The sequence below is a fragment of the Atrimonas thermophila genome, assembly GCF_045864955.1.
In the GTDB taxonomy this organism is placed as follows: domain Bacteria; phylum Atribacterota; class Atribacteria; order Atribacterales; family Thermatribacteraceae; genus Thermatribacter; species Thermatribacter velox.
The window spans coordinates 63,428-80,864 of the sequence record NZ_AP028803.1 but is presented as its reverse complement, the minus strand read 5'-3'; the positions used below and the strand labels follow the sequence as shown (position 1 = coordinate 80,864).

20 protein-coding genes are annotated in these 17,437 nt (G+C 48.0%); all 20 read right to left on the bottom strand.

The genetic code is table 11. The annotated features are described in order from the left end of the window. Window positions 1–6 precede the first annotated feature (6 nt). The gene (locus ACKTT1_RS00400) at window positions 7–1,512 is read right to left on the bottom strand and encodes a flagellar hook-length control protein FliK (protein WP_412709762.1); all 1,506 of its coding nucleotides are present in this window, start codon (window positions 1,510–1,512) and stop codon (window positions 7–9) included. A 4-nt stretch (window positions 1,513–1,516) separates the two neighbouring features. Next, entirely contained in the window at window positions 1,517–2,188 is a 672-nt protein-coding gene (locus tag ACKTT1_RS00395; protein WP_412709761.1) for a MotE family protein, read from the bottom strand. Next, the gene (locus ACKTT1_RS00390) at window positions 2,188–2,697 is read right to left on the bottom strand and encodes a lytic transglycosylase domain-containing protein (protein WP_412709760.1); all 510 of its coding nucleotides are present in this window, start codon (window positions 2,695–2,697) and stop codon (window positions 2,188–2,190) included. Before ACKTT1_RS00390 ends, ACKTT1_RS00395 begins: the two co-directional genes overlap by 1 nt. Window position 2,698: 1 nt before the next feature. Continuing rightward, window positions 2,699–3,142 carry a flagellar export protein FliJ gene (locus tag ACKTT1_RS00385; protein WP_412709759.1) on the bottom strand — a complete coding sequence of 148 codons (444 nt, stop codon included), beginning with the start codon at window positions 3,140–3,142 and terminating at the stop codon, window positions 2,699–2,701. Further along, entirely contained in the window at window positions 3,142–4,470 is a 1,329-nt protein-coding gene (fliI, locus tag ACKTT1_RS00380) for a flagellar protein export ATPase FliI (RefSeq protein ID WP_412709758.1), read from the bottom strand. The genes ACKTT1_RS00385 and fliI overlap by 1 nt, the downstream gene beginning before the upstream one ends. Beyond that, the gene (locus ACKTT1_RS00375) at window positions 4,463–5,221 is read right to left on the bottom strand and encodes a FliH/SctL family protein (RefSeq protein WP_412709757.1); all 759 of its coding nucleotides are present in this window, start codon (window positions 5,219–5,221) and stop codon (window positions 4,463–4,465) included. The genes fliI and ACKTT1_RS00375 overlap by 8 nt, the downstream gene beginning before the upstream one ends. After that, window positions 5,214–6,230, bottom strand: a complete 1,017-nt coding sequence (gene fliG / locus ACKTT1_RS00370; protein WP_412709756.1) for a flagellar motor switch protein FliG — start codon at window positions 6,228–6,230, stop codon at window positions 5,214–5,216. The genes ACKTT1_RS00375 and fliG overlap by 8 nt, the downstream gene beginning before the upstream one ends. Before the next feature lie 7 nt (window positions 6,231–6,237). Continuing rightward, window positions 6,238–7,824 carry a flagellar basal-body MS-ring/collar protein FliF gene (fliF, locus tag ACKTT1_RS00365; RefSeq protein WP_412709755.1) on the bottom strand — a complete coding sequence of 529 codons (1,587 nt, stop codon included), beginning with the start codon at window positions 7,822–7,824 and terminating at the stop codon, window positions 6,238–6,240. 3 nt (window positions 7,825–7,827) lie between these two features. Beyond that, window positions 7,828–8,121 carry a flagellar hook-basal body complex protein FliE gene (fliE, locus tag ACKTT1_RS00360; protein WP_412709754.1) on the bottom strand — a complete coding sequence of 98 codons (294 nt, stop codon included), beginning with the start codon at window positions 8,119–8,121 and terminating at the stop codon, window positions 7,828–7,830. 14 nt (window positions 8,122–8,135) lie between these two features. Further along, window positions 8,136–8,528, bottom strand: coding sequence for a flagellar basal body rod protein FlgC (gene flgC / locus ACKTT1_RS00355; protein ID WP_412709753.1), 393 nt, complete (start codon window positions 8,526–8,528; stop codon window positions 8,136–8,138). After that, on the bottom strand, window positions 8,529–8,939 hold the full coding sequence (gene flgB, locus ACKTT1_RS00350) for a flagellar basal body rod protein FlgB (RefSeq protein ID WP_412709752.1): 411 nt from the start codon (window positions 8,937–8,939) through the stop codon (window positions 8,529–8,531). A gap of 64 nt (window positions 8,940–9,003) precedes the next feature. After that, window positions 9,004–10,329 carry a hypothetical protein gene (locus tag ACKTT1_RS00345; RefSeq protein ID WP_412709751.1) on the bottom strand — a complete coding sequence of 442 codons (1,326 nt, stop codon included), beginning with the start codon at window positions 10,327–10,329 and terminating at the stop codon, window positions 9,004–9,006. Then, on the bottom strand, window positions 10,326–11,780 hold the full coding sequence (locus ACKTT1_RS00340; RefSeq protein WP_412709750.1) for a two-component system sensor histidine kinase NtrB: 1,455 nt from the start codon (window positions 11,778–11,780) through the stop codon (window positions 10,326–10,328). The genes ACKTT1_RS00345 and ACKTT1_RS00340 overlap by 4 nt, the downstream gene beginning before the upstream one ends. A gap of 21 nt (window positions 11,781–11,801) precedes the next feature. Then, the gene (locus ACKTT1_RS00335) at window positions 11,802–12,167 is read right to left on the bottom strand and encodes a response regulator (RefSeq protein ID WP_369018102.1); all 366 of its coding nucleotides are present in this window, start codon (window positions 12,165–12,167) and stop codon (window positions 11,802–11,804) included. Then, window positions 12,139–14,187, bottom strand: coding sequence for an Hpt domain-containing protein (locus ACKTT1_RS00330; RefSeq protein WP_412709749.1), 2,049 nt, complete (start codon window positions 14,185–14,187; stop codon window positions 12,139–12,141). The genes ACKTT1_RS00335 and ACKTT1_RS00330 overlap by 29 nt, the downstream gene beginning before the upstream one ends. An 18-nt stretch (window positions 14,188–14,205) precedes the next feature. Further along, window positions 14,206–14,814 (bottom strand): carboxypeptidase-like regulatory domain-containing protein, encoded by a 609-nt coding sequence (locus ACKTT1_RS00325; RefSeq protein ID WP_412709748.1) that lies wholly within the window; start codon window positions 14,812–14,814, stop codon window positions 14,206–14,208. A gap of 32 nt (window positions 14,815–14,846) precedes the next feature. Continuing rightward, window positions 14,847–15,206 carry a carboxypeptidase-like regulatory domain-containing protein gene (locus tag ACKTT1_RS00320; RefSeq protein WP_412709747.1) on the bottom strand — a complete coding sequence of 120 codons (360 nt, stop codon included), beginning with the start codon at window positions 15,204–15,206 and terminating at the stop codon, window positions 14,847–14,849. A 60-nt stretch (window positions 15,207–15,266) separates the two neighbouring features. Then, on the bottom strand, window positions 15,267–16,583 hold the full coding sequence (locus tag ACKTT1_RS00315; protein ID WP_412709746.1) for a sigma-54-dependent transcriptional regulator: 1,317 nt from the start codon (window positions 16,581–16,583) through the stop codon (window positions 15,267–15,269). 76 nt (window positions 16,584–16,659) lie between these two features. After that, a complete protein-coding gene (locus tag ACKTT1_RS00310; RefSeq protein WP_412709745.1) occupies window positions 16,660–17,010 on the bottom strand; it encodes a flagellar protein FliT in 351 nt (116 codons plus the stop codon). Window positions 17,011–17,032: 22 nt separating this feature from the next. Continuing rightward, entirely contained in the window at window positions 17,033–17,422 is a 390-nt protein-coding gene (gene fliS, locus ACKTT1_RS00305; RefSeq protein ID WP_412709744.1) for a flagellar export chaperone FliS, read from the bottom strand. Window positions 17,423–17,437: the final 15 nt, after the last annotated feature.

Sequence of the window (17,437 nt, the reverse complement as noted above, 5' to 3'; positions counted from 1 at the left end):
ACCCCCTCAAACAACCAGGTTCAGCCTTCCCTCTGACCAGGACTGAACCGGAAACTCCCGCCGAGAAAGCTCCTCATCCAGGCTATACTGCCGGGAAAAACTTGCAAAATTATCAAACTCTTCCCTGCCATATGAGGAGTTTTGCTGCTGGCTAACAAAACTCTCCAGATTCATGCCCTGGCTCGCAGCCCGCGCCTCGAGTAATGCCAGATTTTCTTCAAGAAGTGCTCTGGTTTCAGGATGTTCCACATGCCAGACACAGCGAATTTTGTCATCGTGTTCGGTGAGCAAAACCACGATTTTGCCCAGTTCTTTGGGCTCAAGCTGAATGGTTACCTGTTTTTTGCCTCTCTCCACACTCAGTACCTGAAAAACCTGATCAAACAACTGTTCAATATCGGCATCTGATTTCACGTGCACTTCAAGCTTCTCTCCAGCAAAAGCTTCTCCAGATTTTGTGCTATGAGCATCAAAGACGGTAAGGTTTTCTCCACTGATAGAGTCTTTCTTCTGGGTATTTACATCCGGTTTCTGGTCCGCGAACACCCCGCGACGGTCCAGGGTTTCATCAGTGGTAGCAGCCTGGTTATTTTGGATATCAAACAGAGTTTCGCCTTCTGGAACCTGCTCAGAACCTGTGTTAGTCTCAGGAACCGTACTTCCTTCAAGATTTGCCTCGAAATTACTTTCACCTTCAACATGTGAAAGCTCGTTTTCTACCGAGGAGAGTTGGGCCTCCTCTGCAAGGAGAACAGTGTCCACCTCCGAGGAAACTACACTTCCCTCCTGAAACTGGGAATTACCGTTATTTCCCGTGATAACCGCTTCTTCAACGTTTTCTTGGGCAGCTACAGTCTCTGGCTGCAAGTCCAACAGGGTATCCTGAGCACAGAAACTATCCAGCGAGACACCGCCGCAACCAGAAGTTCCGCAATCGCCGGCATTGCTTGAAGTGCCTCCACCACCAGCGAAGCCGGCCACTGCCGCTAAAACCCGCCCCAACAGGCGAGCAAGCGCTTCTTTGCTGCCCGATATCTGAAATTGAAACTCTCCACTCTCATTCCTTCCACCACTTAATTCCACTTTGCCCAATTCGCCCATATCAACGCTGAAGTTAAGGCTTTGCACCTCATCAAGGAACTCTGAAACAGCATTTTCAAAGTCCAATGCCAGAAGAGGATCCAGTGCCGCAGCACCAAAAGCAGCGCTTGGCAAGCTACTCTGCGTGCCGGCGCAGGAGCTTTTTGGCAAAGGACAGTTGGTAATCGGGGTTACTGCTTCCACCAGAGCTCCTCCTGTGCTTTCAGCGCCACAACGCTTTGAATTCGAAATCTGAGTAGAGAAAATACTGCTCTGTTCTGCGGCAACACCTGGTCCAGTTACAAGTTCGTTTATCATCGTTTCGAAATCCCCGGTCTCGAGTTTCTTCTCCTCAGTAACTTGTTCGGGCCATTCCCTTTTTTCGATGGCAACATTTTGCTCTGGCAAAAGAGCAAACAATCCCAGTTCCATCAGTTCACCTCCCTTCCATCATTTTGCGAATGAGTGTTGCACCCCGCTCTGGGGGGAAAATGCTCAAAATCTCAGCCACATTCCTTTCTTTCATCACCGAAAATATTCGAATCACCTCCTCATCGGAAAGTTTTTCCAAAAGCCGGGCCGCTTCCTCTGGCTCCATAGCTGTGTAAATCTTAGCCAGGCGCCACAGGTTTTCCTGTTCACTTTCACTCGAAGGGGTGGAATCCTCTACCCCGGTTTGCACAGCACCTTCACTTGCTTGCGAAGCAGGAAGTGGCTCTTCTACCTCAGGCAGCACCGACTGCTTTTCTTCGCCCTGGCTCACTTTGGGAAGATCCGGACCAGGGTATATCTCTTCTTCCGGTGTTTCTTCAGAAACGAGAGGAGTTTCTTCCACTGCCTCGACTGGATTTCCTTCCCCAGACTTTACAGACATAACTGGCTTCAAAAAGGGCAAATTAATAATTCCTGCAAAATTGAGAAAGAAAACCAGGGTCACCATGAAAATCAAAAGAGGAAAAACAGTATCTACAAAACCTGCTTTTTTGCGATTCTTTTTTGTTTTTTGAGACTGATTTCTCTTCTTCCCCTTAGAGCGAGCCACAGCGTTTTTTTTCTGAGATCCCACCTTCCGGGCCATTTTTTGCACTTCCTGCTGTGCAACAGCCATCAGTAATACCCTCCTAAGATTTTCCTAAGAAAGGTCCGGGTCTCTTCAAAAGGAGGTACCCCCTGATAAGCTTCAACTCTTGACGGTCCTGCGTTGTAAGCAGCAAGAGCCAGCTCCAGGCTACCAAAGCGATCGATTAAGCTTCGTAAGTATCGGGTGCCTGCAGCGATATTTTCTCGGACATCAAAGGGATCCTGCACACCCAGCATCTTGCAAGTCTGAGGCATAAGCTGCATAAGCCCCATGGCTCCCTTGGGTGAAACAGCGTTGGGGTTTCCCCCTGACTCTACCTGGACCAGTTTCTTTAATAAATTCACGTCAATCTGGTACTTATCAGCATACTCTCTGAGTATCGCCTCAAAAGAGCTTCCTTCCTCAAGGTTTTTGGAAGAAACCCTGCCTTCACGACGAAAAGTAAAAGGTGTGCCAGAAGAACCTCTTACCCGAGAAAGTAGGCTTTCTATTTCGTTGACTCTATCCAGAACTCGTGAGAGGGAAGCTGGCTGCATTTCAGATCTCCCTCCTCAGATACATCTGAATAGCCACTTCATCGAGAAGTTTCTGGTTACTCTTCTGAACATTCAAGGAAAACTCCTGGTAATCTTTCTCGCGCAATTTTTCCATAACCTTGCGCTCTAAGGAAGCACAGACCAACTCTTCCTTGGTCTGTGCAATTTGCCGTTCCAATTCCCGGAGATAACTTTTGAGTTCCTCTATCTTGCGCTCCAGGTTATCAAGCATTTTCTCAAAAAAGGCCTCCTCCATCAGGCGCTCTCCCTGTTCCCGCTCCCGGGTCCTTTGAGCCATATATTCTTTCCTGGCCTCTTCCATGATAATGAGCTCCCTGCGCTGGCGCTCAGCCAGCTTCTCAAGCTCAGCCAATTTTACTTCGATCAACTCCTCACGAACCTTCTTAACATCAAGGACTTTTTGAAGCTTAAAATTGTAGCCCATCAAGCCACCTCGCTGTCTTTCTTAACTTCAAACAGACTAAAGAGAAGCTGGAGTGTCCTATCATAGGTAAACGCTTCTTCAACATCCTGGCGCAGAAAAGCTTTTACCGCTTCTATCTTTTCCAGAGCATAATCGATGCGGGGATTGCTTCCCCTCTGATAAGCTCCAATATTAATCAGGTCTTCTGCTTCCCGATAGGTGGCAAGAATTTCTCTCACCCTTTGAGCAGCCCGCTGTTGTTCCTTGCTGGTTATATCGGGCATAAGACGGCTTATACTTTGCAAAATATCAATTGCCGGATAATGTCCTTCGAAAGAAAGCTTCCTGGAAAGCACGATGTGTCCATCAAGGATTCCCCGCACTGTATCAGCAACTGGGTCGTTCATATCGTCTCCTTCAACCAGTACCGTACACAGAGCGGTAATCGAACCCTGGCGAGAAGTCCCCAAGCGTTCAAAAAACCTGGGAAGCAAAGCAAAGACTGACGGCGTATATCCTCGGGTGGTGGGCGGTTCCCCAATAGCCAATCCCAGCTCTCTCTGAGCCATGGCCAGGCGAGTCACCGAGTCCATCAAAAAGAGCACGTCTTTGCCCTGGTCACGAAAATACTCAGCTATGGCACAGGCGGTAAAAGCTGCCTTAATTCTCTGCAGAGGGGGTCTATCCGAGGTGGCTACCACCACACAACTTTTGCTGAGGCCTTCTTTGAGGTCCTTTTCGATAAATTCGCGCACCTCTCGTCCTCGCTCGCCAATAAGGGCAATAACATTTACGTCGCTTTGAGCATTGCGAGCTATCATTCCAAGAAGTGTACTCTTCCCCACCCCGCTTCCAGCAAAAATACCCACCCTCTGCCCCTTGCCACAGGTGAGAAGTGCATCTATTGCCTTCACCCCCATAGGCAGGACTTCACTGATACGCTTCCGCTGCAGGGGGTTGGGGGGTTCATTGTCCAGGGGGTATTCATCCCGGCCTTCGATGCAACCCTTATCATCAAGGGGCTTTCCCAATCCATCGATTACCCGTCCCAAAAGCTCCTCGCCAACCCTTACCCGCAATTCTTTACCCAGCGCCACCACGTCACTGCCCGGCTCAATCCCGTTTCGCTCACCAAGAGGCATGAGCAGCGTCTGTGCATCCCTGAAGCCAACCACCTCAGCAAGTATTTCACTCTGGGTATCCAGAGAACGAATCTGGCACAGTTCCCCAACCTTGCAGGCCGGCCCTTTGGATTCTATGACGATGCCCACCGCTCGCTGTACTTTTCCGTTAAGACGCAACGTATCAATGCTTTCCAGCTTTGCCTTCAGACGTTTGATATCAAGCATTTTTACCCTGTATCTCCTCCAGCAATTCTTTTTTAATCCAGTGAAGCTGGGTATCTACCCGGCCGTCTATGCTCCCAAAATCTGTTTCCACCAGAAAATCACCCCGTGCGCAACGTGCATCCTCTCTGATTTCAAGATATTCCAGACCGTCCAGCTTACTGCACAGCTCCTCCTTGATATCCTTCAGCAAAGCAACATCCAGAGGGTGCACTTTTACAACTACTCGTTCGCGACGATTAAGCTTTTGAAGAGCCTCCTCAATCAGGTTGGCAAAGAAAGGTTCTCGTTTGGCTTCCCTGCGAATAATACGCTCTGCAACGGCCAAGCTGAGCTCCAGAATAAGCTCTTTAAGATCGAAAAGGCTTTCTTTACGCACCCGTTTTATTTCCTGAAGCACGCTTTCCCAAAGTACAATTTTTTTCTGCAATGCTTCGTACGCCTCTTTTTTTGCTTCCTCCTTACCCTGTAAAAAGCCCTCCTCAAAACCTTGCTTTTTCAGCGCCTGTGCTTCTTTCCGAGCTTCTTCCAGGATGCGCACCTTTTCTTTATGGGCCTCCTGCAAAATGCTTTCCCGCTCTTTTTCTATCGCAGCACGCAATGCTTCCAGGCTTTCTTCTGTAACCCCTGCTTCCCCTCCAGGGAATTCTGCATCAGAAATGCCATTGTGTCCGATCCTTTCCCTTCTTTCGGGGTCAACCACGACTTTTTGATCTTCGACCACGATTGCTTTACAAAGGTTAAATCTAAACAATGATCTCTTCCTCCCCACCACGGCTAATAACGATCTCTCCAGCCTCTTCAAGCCTGCGCACGATGTTGACAATCTTCTGCTGTGCCTCGTTCACCAAGCGAGCACGCACAGGTCCCATGTACTCCATGTCTTCTTTGAGCATTTGCGCTGCACGCTGAGACATGTTCTTGAAGATCTTTTCTCTCACCTCTTCTGAGGCTCCCTTCAGGGCCAAAGCCAGGTCTTTGTTATCCACCTGGCGCAGCACAAGCTGGATTGCCCGATCGTCAAGCAGGGCTATGTCTTCAAAGACGAACATCTCAGACCTAATCTGCTCAGCAAGGTCGGGGTCTTTTTCCTCAATAGCCTCCAGAATGCTTTTCTCGGTACCTCGGTCGCTCTTGTTGAGGATTTCTATCAATTTTTGCTTCCCAGCTACCCGGGTTAAATCCTGACCCAGGAAGGTGGAAATCTTCCGCTCCAGGATTGACTCTATCTCTCGGACCACTTCTGGAGAAGCACGATCCATAAGGGCAAGGCGCATGGCTACTTCTCCCCGCACACCTTCTGGAAGATTCCCCAGAATTGCAGCTGACTGTTCCGGCTTAAGATAAGAGAGTACCAGTGCAATGGTCTGGGGATGTTCATTTTGGATGAAGTTAAGAATTTGCAGAGGATCTGCTCTGCGCAAAGACTCAAAGGGCGTTACTTCCAGGCTGGCAGAAAGTTTGCTGATTATTTCCTGCGCTTTATGGGGACCAAGGGCCTTTTCAAGCAACTGCTTTGCGTATTCTACTCCCCCCTGAGCGATATAAAGTTGAGCTACCGCCATGTGGTAAAATTCATTGATCACCTCTTCTCGAATCTCGGGAGGTACCTTTTCCAGAGCCGCGATTTCCAGAGTGATATCTTCGATTTCGTTTTCAGACAGCTTTTTCAATATGGGAGCCGAAAGCTCTGGACCCAGGCTCACCAGAAGAATCGCCGCTTTTTGTCTTCCAGTTAAACCCCGACGAGGAACGATAGCCATCAACCACTCACTCCTCGCTCAACCAGTTACGGATTAGTTTCACTGCGTCATCAGGCTTTTCTTCTACCAGCTTTTTAATTTCCTCTTCCATACGTTTTTGAATCTCCATGCGCATTTTTTCTTCAGGACTCAGCTCAGGAGTACTACGCAGAGGTGTTACTTCCGTAGCCTCCTCATACTCAAGGGGTTCTTCGCTATAAACTTCTGCAACCACTTCCTGGGGTGCGGTTACCGCCACCAACACCTTCCGACCGATGAAATAAAGAACCAGTATCAATAAAGCCGGAACTCCATAGCGCCCCACAAGGTCTATGAGTTCCATAAACCTTTGTGCTTTGAGCGCCCTTTCTTCTTCCTGCCAGAAATCCTGATTGAAGGGCAAAGTTTCCACTACTACGCTATCTCCCCGCTCCGGGTCAATGCCGGCTGCAACCTCAACCACTCTGCGGATTTTTCCTACATCCTCAGGAGTCAGAGTGCTATCAACCAGGACAGCAACCGAAAGCCGCTTGATATCTCCAGGCAAAGCGGCATATTTTTCTAAAACCCGGTTTATCTCGTAATTGGTGGTCACGTTTCTCCGACTATAGCTACCACCCTGTTTTTCTTCTTCCGAGCCATAAACGGGAATATTCGAAGCCACACCCGCTGCTCCTCCTGCAGCGTCTGAAGTTCCCTGGTATTTCTCCTCCTCCTCCTGGGTGCTGCGAATGACCCCTTCATTGCCAGCTACTGGTTGATAAATCTCCTTTTCTCCTTCTTTTTGTTCAAAGTTTAGTTCCACGCTGGCCCGCACCACAGCCCTGCGGCGGCCCAGTACTCCCTCTAACATGCTCTGCACCCGCTGGGTTATCACGCTCTCAAGCTCTTTTTTCATCTCGAGCTGGGTGGCAGTAAGATTGGTGATACTTCCCCAGCTTTCTTCTCCACCACCACTGGCCAAAATATCCCCCCGGTCATCAAGTATGGTTACCCGGCTGGCATCAAGACCCTCCACGCTGTTTGCAACCAGACGCGCAATGGCTTCGACCTGGTCTTCCCTCAAGCGAGCCCCGGGACGAAGCTTTAAAACCACTGAAGCGGTGGGAAGTTTCTCCTCCTCTGCAAAAAGACTCTCTTCGGGCATGGTAATGTGTACCCGGGCACCATCCACTTCTTCAAGCTGGGCAATAGTGCGTTCCAATTCTCCCTGTAAGGCCCTTTGATAGTTAACTTTCTGCAAAAAGCTGGTTAGTCCAAAAGTGTTTTTATCGAAAAGCTCAAACCCAACCCCGGTTTGAGGAAAGCCTTCCTGGGCAAGCCTCATGCGGGCTAAATAAACTTTATCCCGGGGAACTTCTATCCTGGTACCACCGTCTGAAAGCCGGTAAGGAATGCCCAACTCCTCAAGCTTATCCACCAGCGCCCCTGACTCTTCAGGAGAAAAGCTGCGATAAAGCAGGGCATAATCGGGCTTTGAAGAGTACATGAATAAAGTTATCAAGCCTCCAACCAGAAGCACCAGAAGCAAAAGAGCGATCACCTTTTGCCCCTGGTTCATGCTTTCCCAAACTTTTTTAAAGTTACCACTCAAATCGGCGAGAGGACTTCTCATAGGTTACACCTGCATTCTCATTATCTCCTGATAGGCTTCGACAACTTTGTTACGCACCTGGACGGTAAGTTCAAGCGCCAGGTTGGCTTTCTCAAGCGCAATCACTGCCTGGTGGAGATTTTCCTCTTTGCCCAGAACCACGTCTTGAATGGCCTGATCGGCTTCTTTCTGGAGAGCGTTAACTTCCTTCAGAAACCCCCCCACCAGCTCCGAGAAGGACTTCTCGCTTTTCCTGGGCGAGGCAATTTCGCGACTTCCTATGCCCTGTGCAACATCAGAAATCCTGCCTACAGCCACCGCAAACACCCCCATTAACCGCCAATGTTAAGAGCGCTCTTTGCCATTTCCTTGCTCACGTTGATGGCGGTTACATTGGCTTCATAGGCCCGCAAAGCTGCCATAAGATCCACTATTTCGTTGACAACCACCACGTTGGGATATTCCACAAGACCATTTTCATCAGCATCGGGATGGTCAGGCTGAAAAACCTTCCTGGTGGGTGTGCTACGGTCCTCGATTATTTTGCTTACTCGCACACCCCCATCTTCACCAGGCTCAAAAATCACTTCTCTGCGCAAATACGGACCGCCATTTCCCGAGCGGGTAACTTCCGCGTTGGCCAAATTGGAAGCAATGACGTCCATGCGAAACCTCTCTGCTGTTAAAGCCGAAGCATTTATCCGGAAAGTATTGAAAATCTGCATTTATCGCACCTCCTTCAAAACCGTACGCAAAAGATTAAACTTGCCAGCGGTAAGTTTGCTAAGTGTTTGATAATAGAGACCGTTCTCAAGCAGGGTAACCATCTCTCTTTCCACATCTATTGAGGAACCATCATCACGTATGGTTATGTTTTCTTCCTTGACGGGGAACAGTTCTTCGCTCCTGGCTACATAACCTGGAAGGTGTCTGGAAGAGGTTCTGGCAAGATTTAGCTCTCCACCTTGTTCCTCTAATCCTTTAAGCAGGCTTTCAAAGTCCAGATCCCGACGTTTATATCCTGGTGTTTCCACATTGGCTATATTGGAGGCAAGCAGTTCCTGTCTTTGAGCTGCAAAGTCTAACCCCCGCTCCAAAAGAGTAAAAACTCGATCCAGACCAAAACCGCTCATCATTCCACCTCCACCTTCTCTTCACCAGGTAGAGGATAAAATTTTTTGCCAGAAAGAGAGAGAATTTTTAGGAAGTCATTGAAGCATAGAGTTTTTTGCGGGAATGCGAAGGGAGAATTCCTAACTGGTCTCTATAAAGCGTTACCGTACGTCGGGAAACTGAAAACCCCTGTTTGCGAAGGTAAGCAGCGATTGAAGCATCAGAAAGCGGCTTTTTGTGGTCTTCCTTTTGAATAAGCTGCTTAATCACCTGCTTGGCAGGGTAAGAAGGATCGAAAAAGAACTTTACTTCCTTGACCACTCCACTGGGCAAAAGCACCCGTTTACCTTTGAGCACCTGACACACTGCAGCAATGCTAACTCCAAGCGCTTCGGCAACGTCCTTCTGAAGCAGAGGAACAAAAGCAGTATTGTCTCCAGCAAGATACTTCTTTTCTCGAAAGACGATATATTCAAGAGCACGTAACAGAAGGCTATTGCGATAGTACAAACAGGAGAGAATTTCCCGTGCCTCACGCAAGCGTTCCTCCAAGAAAGACTGTTCTCGAGAATTCAGAGAAGACTTTTTATCTTTAAAAAGGGAAATAAAGCCCTCGTTAAGGGTTAGCTTGAAATAGGGAGAATCGAAGAGTAAAACTCCGTACTCGCCACCACCTAACGCCACGATCTCAGCATCATAGGAAACTCTTCTGGTATCATCCAGTTCTTTGCGACTTCGCTCATCAAGACCCGCTTCAAAAAACTCCCGGAAGGAAACAAAAAGCGACTCTCCCTTCTTCAGAAGAAACCTTATCTGTTCAGGGTTTTTTCGAAGCTGGAAGCTCTCCTCCAGAGTAATGAGTTCCTTGCTAAGGCACTGCAAAATAACAAACTCCAGAGTATCTGTAGCCGCAAACCCCACAAATCCCTCAGCACGAACTTTCTCAATAACCCCTTGAAGCTGGTCTTCAGGAACTCCCAGATGAAAAGCAAGCTTTCTCAAGTCAAGACGCAAAAACCCTTCCTCGTCAAGGTTGGCAAGGATAACCTCCAGCAATTGCAGCTCCTCTTTACTCAGCTCTACACAGGAAAGAATCTCCTCTTCAAGCAATTCTTTGAAACTCCTCTTTTCAGAAAACGACCCGGGATCTTCCAGGTAATAACCGGTATCACTCCTTACAATGCGTCCGCAGTTAGGGCAAAAATCCAAATACCGATCCAGGGGTTGCTCGCAGGCAAAACAAAACACGCGCTCTTCAAATTCCAGAAAAGGATTTTCTTGCAGGAGTTGTTCAAGTTTCATCTCCAGTTCTTCCAGAGGAAGCATCATCATTTCTCCCGCCAGCATCATTTTGGGAATCATCTTTTGTTTCTGGTGCATGGCAAGCGACTGGCGCAGTTCAGGCTTCTTCATTCCTCAACCTCCAGAGGCAAAAAAATCGAAAACGTGCTTCCTTGACCTTCTTCTGAAGTAACTTCCATCCAGCCCCCGTGGGCACGAACAATGCTGTAGCAGATGGAAAGTCCCAAACCCGTGCCCTGGGGCTTGGTAGTGAAAAAGGGTTCAAATATCCGACTCAGCTTCTCAGCCGGTATTCCCTTGCCGTTGTCCTGAAAAGAAATGGATACAAAAATTCTTTTACCCGGTTCGAAATTCATTTCTGAAAATGGAATTTGCTCTGTGGAGAGGGAAACTTTCCTAACCGTAACCCCCAGAACGCCCTCCTCTTTATCCATTGCTTCCACAGCATTCCTTATAAGATTGAGAAAAACCTGCCTCATGCGCAACTTGTCAATCTGCAAGGGAGGGATTCCGCTCTCGAAGGAAAACTCGAGACGCTGGTTATCCCGGAAGTAAATTCTCCCCATGTTAAGGACTTCCTCTAAGAGAACACAAATATCGACAGTTTCTCTTTTAAGAATGCTGGGCTTGGAAAAATCAATCAAATTCCTGAGGATTTCCCCACAGTGTTCGGCGCTCTTTTCAATGTTTTCAAGCCCGTGACGCACGCTTTTGCAGGTGGGACAACTGAAAGAACTTCTATCCAGCTTGCCGCGCAGCATCTGCACATATCCGTATATAACCCCCAGGGGGTTGTTGATTTCGTGAGCAATGCTTGAAACCAATCGCCCAATACTTGAGAGTCGTTCAATCTGGCGAACGCTCTCTCCAAGCTGCGCTCTTTGCGTGACATCCTCGACGATGCCTCCAAACCCCACAAAGCACTTTTCCTCCCTTATCGGGAAGAAACGAAGATTAAGCAACTTCCTGTTTCCGGAAGAATCGTGAAAGGATACATTTCTCAAGCAAAGTTCTTTTCCCTCCCAGCGAAGCTTTTTCAAAAGAGGAGCAATTTCTTCCACTCCTCCAAAAATTTGGTCTACTTTCTTTCCCAGCACTTCTTTCTCTCCAAGCCCCAGAATTTCCATCATTTCCGCATTAAAAAACCACAAGCTGCCCTCGGCGTCGGCCATGAAAAAACCCATTGGAAAAGCACGGAAAAAATGTTTCAGGGACGAATCTTTCCTGGAACTCTGCGCAAGCTCAAGGAGCAATTTTTTATCAGCTCGTGAAAGCAAGACGGAAGGCACAAGGCACTGGCCGGGAAAACCCAGAACAAGCAACACATCGCTGGAAAGAAAAACACTACCAAACACGAAAGCCTTCTCTTCAAGAAAAGCTTCCCAGAAGGCGTCCGGTCGCCTCTCACAATTTACAAGTAAAAGCGCAAGGTGTCTCCGGAAAAAATACAACCCAGAATACGCAACCATCACCCACTTTCCTCCGCTCTTTTTAAGGAGGACCAGCAAAGCAGCTTTTAACTTGCGACGCAGCAAATGCAAAGCCCTGCGAAAGGAATCCATCCCGTTTCTTTTTATACCACCCTACTGACCCAAAACTTTCTTGACAGCTTCAATAACTCGATCCGGTTTAAAGGGCTTCACTACAAAATCTTTGGCTCCCGCCTGAATAGCATCTACTACCATCGCTTGCTGCCCCATAGCACTGCACATGATGATTCTGGCTTTAGGATCTCGCTTTATGATTTCCTTGACTGCAGTAATACCGTCCATCTCGGGCATAGTGATATCCATAGTAACCAGGTCTGGCCTACTCTCTTCATACTTTAAGATTGCTTCTTTGCCATTACTTGCCTCAGCAACCACCTCATAACCGTTTTTGGTCAGGATGTCCTTCAACATCATCCTCATAAACGCAGCGTCATCTACGATCAAAATCCGTCCTGGCATTCTCTGCAAACCTCCTCAATTGTGAAAATTTCGCTAATAAGCTGGCAACATCCAGAATCAGCGAAACGGTACCATCACCAAGAATGGTAGCCCCTCCCAAACCCCGGATATCACCGATATACTCACCGAGAGACTTGATGACTATTTCCTGTTCACCAATGATTTCATCAACTACGAGACCCGCCATAGAACGAGCTGCATTGACCACTACAGTATAAAACACAGTTGAAGCAGCCTCCTGATGCGAAAAGGTTGCCTCAACTTCGCCACTCAAAAGTCCCGCCAGAGAAACCAGGGGCAAGGTGTTACCTCTAAAAAGTGTGGTGAGCACCTGGTTGAGCCAGTAGGTATTTTTTAGCTCTACTCGTTCGATTTCCACCACATCAGAAAGGGGTATAGCGAAAATTGCTTCTTTCACCTTGACCAGCAAGGCCCTGACAATGGCCAGAGTCAGAGGTAGTCTTAGATAAAAAGTAGTACCCTTCCCTTCGTGGCTTTCCACAAAAACCTGCCCATTGATCTTTTCGATGTTCCTCTTCACTACATCCATACCCACTCCACGACCTGAAACATCGGTTACTTCTTCGGCCGTGGAAAAACCGGGATGGAAGATAAAATCAATGATTTCTTTTTCACTGAGTTTTTCCAGTTCATCCGCTTTCACCAATCCCTTTTCAAGAGCTTTTTGCTTGAGTTTCCCAAGCGATATGCCCCTTCCATCGTCTTGAACCATGATTACCACTGAATTTTCCTCTTGATAGGCCTTGAGCAGAACTCTACCCCGAGCAGGCTTTCCAGCAGCTGCTCTTTCTTCGGGAGATTCTATGCCATGATCTATCGCATTGCGCAAAAGGTGAATCAGAGGATCGGTGATTTCCTCAAGGAGTGAGCGGTCCAGCTCGGTTTCTTCGCCCTCAATTACAAAATCAACCTCTTTACCAGAGTTGCGGGCAATATCCCGAACCATCCTCGGAAAGCGGTTAAACACCTCAGCCAGAGGTAACATACGGGCTTTCATGATTTCCGTTTGCAATTCGTTAGTAATCCGGCCCAGGTGAGTGGAAGTGTCGGCAAGCTGCTCGCGAAGAGCTTTGAGATCTGTTTCTGTGTCCAGCCGCTGAATGCTGTTTTCGAGTCTCGCCCGGTCGATAACCAGCTCTCCCACCAAGTTCATCAGGTTATCCAACCGCTCCACATCAACACGCACCGTTTTTCGAATACCCTGTACAGACTTTGCAACCTCTCTTTGAGCTGTCTGGCCCTCTTTCTCCTTCTCCGCTTCCACTTCCTGGACTTCTACTTTCTCAACTTCCGCAATGCCCAGAACAGCTGAGCGAATTGCCTCGGCTTCCCCAGGGAAAAGCACCTCAACGAGAAAACTCTCTCCAAAGTTTTCCTTTTCAAGCTCAGCAACCGTTGGTTCAGAAAACAACATCTGGGCACCCAGCTCCTGAAGGCGGTTTAAAACCAGATAAGCCCTGACTCCTTTCATGGAACAATCTTTATGCAGGAATACTCTAACCTGGTAGCGTTTCCCCTCAGAAGCTTTGTTTTCGCCGCTCTTTGCCACCTTACCTGGATGAGCGTCAGTATCTTTTTCTTTTGGTGCTTCCTGGTTATCCACGCCACCAGCAAGAAACTGCTTTAAATGCGCTTCCAGTTCTGTAATATCCAGTTCCGGCTCCTGGGAGGTCTGGGCAATGCCTTCTTTAAACTCCCTAATCATGTCTACGCCCTTCAAAAGCAAATCCACCAAAGAAGGAGTAACTTCGAGCTCTTTATTCCGCACTCGGTCCAGCACATTTTCAAGGGTGTGGGCCAGCCCGGAGAGACGAACAAAACCCATTGATCCCGAAGAGCCCTTAATAGTATGAAAGGAGCGGAACAGAGCTTGAACCAATTCCTGGTTCTGGGGGTCCCTTTCCAGGGATACCAGACCTTCTTCCAGGTTTTGGAGATGCTCTTCAACTTCTTCCAAAAAAACCGCAAGATAACGTTCCATATCAAAGCTGTCTGCCACTTTTCCTTCCCCCTTCAATCACCGTTCTCGCTGATTTCCACTTGCCTTCACGCTGCCTGTGGGTTGCAAAAGAGTCACTTCCAACACCACCACCGAATCCTCTTCCACCGTTATTTCTTCCACAGAAGGAAGATAGCCTTCTTTCTCAAACACCAGAACATGCCCTCCTATCGGCACCTCTTCAAAGGAAAAGGCACCGTTTTCGTTGCTTTGAGTGCTCTCCTCACCATCAAGGGTTACTGTTACCGAAGAAAGGGGTTGGCCGTTTTCGTCAAAAACAAAACCCACCACCTTACCCAAAAGAGGTAGTAGGGCGATTTCAACCGAAAAAGAACCTGTTTCGGGAACCTCGACGATTTCACTTTTTGGGGCGTAGCCAAACACCGAAACCAGGATGACCTGCCTTCCCGAAGGCACCAGAGGCAAAAAGAAACTCCCATCAGAAGCAGTAACATCACTTCGCTCGGGAAAGTCTCTCAAGATAACTTCTGCCCCAACCACTCCCTCACCACTCAAGGCATCAATTACTTTGCCAGCAAGGTCTACCTGAGGATGCAGGTTGGGAAAATGGGGTAAATTGCCCAGAAAACAGCCCGAACCCAGCAAGGAGAGAAATACAAAAATCACTGAACATCCAGCCCAAAAAAAGACTCTTCCCTTCATTGCCGCACCAGATAGAACGGGTAATACCCCGGAGTAAGCTCTAAAGTATAAATGGTTATAGTGTCTGACACGCTTTCATAGCCATCCTTTGAAACCTGTACACTATATGTGCCCGGTGAAAGCAAAAAAACCGCTCTGCCCTGGCTGTCAGTATACTTGGTGCTTGAGTAGCCATTGCCGGAGACAGCGACCCGAGCCAGGGGTACTGGTAAAACGTAATTGGAGCTTGAATAGGGCTCGATTTCGTAAACCAGAATATGGGTTTCCTTCTCCTGCCAGCGCACTCCTAAGCAACCGCCCTGGACAAACAAAAGAAACAGCAAAAGCAACCAGCAAATCACTCTCTTTTTTGCCATCATCCAGCCCACCTCTGAAAACACCTATATAAAATTTATTGCCAATTTCAAAAGTAGAACTTACTCCTGCAACTTTTGCTCAAGCTCTTGCTCCGAAATACCCAGTATCAGAGCGGCTTTTGCTCTATCAAACTCCACATGCTCGAGCACTTTCTGAATATATTCTTTTTCCATTTCCCGAAGAGTCTTCAGCCTTACTTCCCGGGGGGCATCAAAAATCCAGATATCCTCAGCTTTTATCATTTCCCCCCTGGTGAGTATCACTGCCCTCTCAATCACGTTGTCAAGCTCACGCACATTGCCCGGCCAGTGATAGCGCTTGAGCATTCGTAAAGCCTGGGGAGTAATTCCTTTCACTTTCTTATGTAGTCTTTCTGCATGCTTTTTGATGAGAAAATCACAAAGAAGGGGGATATCCTCACGCCGTTCTCTCAACGGGGGAAGTTCAATGGGCACCACATTCAAGCGGTAATAGAGGTCTTCCCGAAAAGCGCCCTCCTGCACCATCTTTTTAAGGTTGCGATTGGTAGCGGCAATGATCCGCACATCCACGGTAATGGGAGCAACACCACCGACCCGTTCAAAGGTCTTTTCCTGAAGAACGCGCAGAAGCTTCACCTGCATGGTGGGGCTCATCTCACCAATTTCATCCAGAAAAAGCGTGCCTCCATCAGCAATCTCAAACTTGCCAAGTTTTCGAGCATGAGCTCCGGTGAAAGCCCCCTTTTCATGTCCAAACAGTTCACTCTCAAGCAGCGTCTCCGCAATGGCCCCACAGTTAACCACCACAAAGGGACGGTCAGAGCGGCCGCTCTGAAAATGAATGGAGCGAGCAAGCAGTTCTTTACCTGTTCCGCTCTCTCCATAGATGAGCACTGTAGCATCGGTACGAGCTACCAGGGAAACAACCTCCATGACTTCCTTCATTTTGGGAGACTCTCCAATAACACCTTCAAAGTGATAGTTTTCTCGCATCTCTTCCAGATAGAACGAGCGCTCTCGCTTCATGCGCTCTACTTCCAGAGCCCGCAAAACAGCGTTTCTCAGCTCCTCCACCTTGAAGGGCTTGGTAATAAAATCATAAGCTCCCATCTTTAGTGCTTCCACTGCATTGTCCACACTGCCATAAGCTGTGATCACGATAACCGGGATTTCCGGGTCTCTCTCCCGGATTCTTTGCAAAACCTGAAGGCCTTCCAAGTCAGGAAGACGCAAGTCGAGAACGAGCAAATCATACTGAGCGCTTTCAAACTTACCCAGAGCTTCCTCGCCCGATAGGGCGACATCGGTCAAAAGCTTTTCTTCCTGTAAAATTTCACAGACCATCTCTGCCATAAACTCTTCGTCATCCACTACCAGAACCCTAAAAACAGGCAAAAGACTCCCCCCAGAGAAGCAAGCAAAATACAACCTATTCAGCATTATACCCAATCACGGATAAAAATTAAGGGGGTCAGCTTTTGCGGTCCACAAAGCGAGGTTGAGAAGCAGGATCTGACATGGTGGAGCGGAATTTCCGAAGAGCCTCAACCTCTTTTCTCATCTGTCCTGCTTCCTGAGCAAGTACCTGGATCCGTTCCTTGATGAGCCCCTTTATTTCTTCGTCAATACGCAGAATTTCCCTGATTAAACCAAGCGCCTTTGGAGCATCCTCAAGAATTGCAGGATCAGAAGCCAGGTTTCCCACTGCTTTTATCAGGATATCCCTCTCCCCGAGGTAAAAAGCAAGACTTTCGAGGTCGCCCTTTTTGAACTCCTCAAGCATAGAACGGGAAAGGTCTCTCATTTTTTCAAGTAAAAGCATGGTATTCTCCATAGCTCAGATTTCAGCGGGGAAGCTTTTTTTCAACCTCCATCCATGCTTCCCGCAAACCAGAAAAAAGCTTCAAAAGACCATTGATTTTCTCACGGTGGTTTTCTTCATCAACTTCGGCACACTCTTTCAACATAAACTGGTAGAGTTCAAGGAGATTAAGGGCAATTTCTCCGCCTTGCTCAAAATTTAAAGAAGCCATAAGTTCAAGTATTATCTTCTCGACCCTGACAATCATTCGACGCGCTTTCTCAGCCTCCCGCTCTTCATAAAGCAGCTCGGCCATCTTCAAAAATTTAATACCGCCGTCATAAAGCATGACTATCAGCCTCACTGGCGAAGCGGTATTTACTGCACTCATCTGGTAAGATTCTTTCGCTTTAGCCATAAGGTAGGCGTTCATTCAGGCACCTCCTTC

Excerpts from the sequence above, each read along its gene's own strand:
- flgB (WP_412709752.1), bottom strand. The coding sequence starts at position 8,939 with ATGATGAGCGGTTTTGGTCTGGATCGAGTTTTTACTCTTTTGGAGCGG.
- ACKTT1_RS00310 (WP_412709745.1), bottom strand. The coding sequence starts at position 17,010 with ATGCTTTTACTTGAAAAAATGAGAGACCTTTCCCGTTCTATGCTTGAG.
- flgC (WP_412709753.1), bottom strand. The coding sequence starts at position 8,528 with ATGCAGATTTTCAATACTTTCCGGATAAATGCTTCGGCTTTAACAGCA.
- ACKTT1_RS00390 (WP_412709760.1), bottom strand. The coding sequence starts at position 2,697 with ATGCAGCCAGCTTCCCTCTCACGAGTTCTGGATAGAGTCAACGAAATA.
- ACKTT1_RS00340 (WP_412709750.1), bottom strand. The coding sequence starts at position 11,780 with ATGGATTCCTTTCGCAGGGCTTTGCATTTGCTGCGTCGCAAGTTAAAA.
- ACKTT1_RS00345 (WP_412709751.1), bottom strand. The coding sequence starts at position 10,329 with ATGAAGAAGCCTGAACTGCGCCAGTCGCTTGCCATGCACCAGAAACAA.
- ACKTT1_RS00320 (WP_412709747.1), bottom strand. The coding sequence starts at position 15,206 with ATGGCAAAAAAGAGAGTGATTTGCTGGTTGCTTTTGCTGTTTCTTTTG.
- fliG (WP_412709756.1), bottom strand. The coding sequence starts at position 6,230 with ATGGCTATCGTTCCTCGTCGGGGTTTAACTGGAAGACAAAAAGCGGCG.
- fliI (WP_412709758.1), bottom strand. The coding sequence starts at position 4,470 with ATGCTTGATATCAAACGTCTGAAGGCAAAGCTGGAAAGCATTGATACG.
- ACKTT1_RS00395 (WP_412709761.1), bottom strand. The coding sequence starts at position 2,188 with ATGGCTGTTGCACAGCAGGAAGTGCAAAAAATGGCCCGGAAGGTGGGA.
- fliS (WP_412709744.1), bottom strand. The coding sequence starts at position 17,422 with ATGAACGCCTACCTTATGGCTAAAGCGAAAGAATCTTACCAGATGAGT.
- ACKTT1_RS00400 (WP_412709762.1), bottom strand. The coding sequence starts at position 1,512 with ATGGAACTGGGATTGTTTGCTCTTTTGCCAGAGCAAAATGTTGCCATC.
- fliF (WP_412709755.1), bottom strand. The coding sequence starts at position 7,824 with ATGAGAAGTCCTCTCGCCGATTTGAGTGGTAACTTTAAAAAAGTTTGG.
- ACKTT1_RS00335 (WP_369018102.1), bottom strand. The coding sequence starts at position 12,167 with ATGCCAGGACGGATTTTGATCGTAGATGACGCTGCGTTTATGAGGATG.
- ACKTT1_RS00385 (WP_412709759.1), bottom strand. The coding sequence starts at position 3,142 with ATGGGCTACAATTTTAAGCTTCAAAAAGTCCTTGATGTTAAGAAGGTT.